Consider the following 1,907-nt stretch of genomic DNA (forward strand, 5'->3'; position numbering starts at 1 on the left):
CCGTCCATCTCAGATCACCCCTTGTTGGCGCGGTTTTCGATGAGGTCGTCGACCACCGAGGGATCGGCGAGGGTCGAGGTGTCGCCGAGGGCGCCGTAGTCGTTCTCGGCGATCTTGCGCAGGATGCGGCGCATGATCTTGCCCGAGCGGGTCTTGGGCAGGCCCGGCGCCCACTGGATCAGGTCCGGCGAGGCGATCGGGCCGATCTCGGTGCGGACCCAGCTGCGCAGCTCCTTCTTGAGCTCCTCCGAAGGCTCGACCTCGTTCATCAGCGTGACGTAGCAGTAGATGCCCTGGCCCTTGACCGGGTGCGGGTAGCCCACCACCGCCGCCTCGGCGACCTTGGCATGCGCCACCAGCGCCGATTCGACCTCGGCCGTGCCCATGCGGTGGCCCGAGACGTTGATGACGTCATCGACGCGGCCGGTGATCCAGTAATCGCCATCCTCGTCGACGCGGCAGCCGTCGCCGGAGAAATAGTAGCCTTTGTATTGCTGGAAATAGGTCTGCTCGAAGCGCTCGTGATCGCCCCAGACGGTGCGCATCTGGCCCGGCCAGCTGTCGGCCAGCGCCAGAACGCCCTCGGTCGGGAAGTCGTGGATCTCCTCCCCGGAGGTGGGCTCGAGCACCACCGGCTTGACGCCGAAGAACGGCTTCATCGCCGAGCCGGGCTTGAGCGCGTGGGCGCCGGGCAGCGGGGTCATCAGGTGGCCGCCGGTCTCGGTTTGCCACCAGGTGTCGACGATCGGGCATTTTCCCTTGCCGATCTTGTCGTTGTACCAGTTCCAGGCCTCCGGGTTGATGGGCTCGCCGACGGTGCCGAGCAGCTTCAGGCTCGACAGGTCGCACTTCTCGACGAAGGCGTCGCCCTGACCCATCAGCGCCCGCAGCGCGGTCGGCGCGGTGTAGAACTGGTTGACCTTGTGCTTGTCGCAAACCTCCCAGAAACGGCTGGCGTCGGGATAGGTCGGCACGCCCTCGAACATGAGCGTGGTGGCGCCGTTGGCGAGCGGGCCGTAGACGATGTAGCTGTGGCCGGTGACCCAGCCGACATCGGCGGTGCACCAGTAGACGTCGCCGTCGTGGTAATCGAACACCACCTCGTGGGTGAGGGCCGCGTAAACCAGATATCCACCACTTGCGTGCACAACCCCCTTGGGCTTCCCGGTGGAGCCCGAGGTGTAGAGGATGAAGAGCGGGTCTTCGGCGTTCATCGGGCGCGGCGGGCAATCGGGGGCCGCGTGCTCCATGAGGTAGTTGAGGTCGACGTCGCGGCCCTGGATCCAGCTGGTCTGGTCGCCGGTATGCTTGACCACCAGGCAGCGGACCTTGTCCGAGCAGTGCAGCAGCGCCGCGTCGGTGTTGGACTTGAGCGCGGTCTTGCGGCCGCCGCGCGGGGCGGTGTCGGCGGTGATGACGATCTTGGCGCCGCAATCGTTGATGCGGTTGGCCAGCGCGTCGGGCGAGAAGCCGGCGAAGACGATGGAATGGATGGCGCCGATGCGGGCGCAGGCCAGCATGGCATAGGCGGCCTCGGGGATCATCGGCAGGTAGATCACCACGCGGTCGCCGCGCATGACGCCCTGGCTGAGCAGGACGTTGGCCATGCGGTTCACCTTGTCGTAGAGCTCGGCATAGGTGATGTGCTGGGCGGGGTCTTCGGGGTTGTCGGGCTCGAAGATGATCGCGGTCTGGTTGGCGCGGGTCTTCAGGTGGCGGTCGACGCAGTTATAGGCGACGTTGAGCACGCCATCCTCGAACCACTTGATATCGACCTTGCCGAACTCGAAGCTGGTGTTCTTGATCTTGGTCGGCCGGGCCATCCAGTCGAGCCGCTGCGCCTCGTCGGCCCAGAACCCCTCCGGGTCGCTGATCGAGCGGGCATACATCTCGTCGTATTTCGCAGC

At 66.0% G+C, this 1,907-nt stretch carries 1 protein-coding gene; it reads right to left on the minus strand.

Going from position 1 to position 1,907, the window contains the following annotated elements; all coding sequences use genetic code 11:
* Window positions 1-14: 14 nt before the first annotated feature.
* Window positions 15-1,907 (minus strand): acetate--CoA ligase (acs, locus tag KUV62_RS22600; protein ID WP_222606015.1); only part of this gene is annotated, 1,893 nt, incomplete at its 5' end.

Origin of the sequence: Salipiger bermudensis, from assembly GCF_019801965.1 — a bacterium.
GTDB classification, from domain to species: Bacteria; Pseudomonadota; Alphaproteobacteria; order Rhodobacterales; family Rhodobacteraceae; genus Salipiger; species Salipiger bermudensis_A.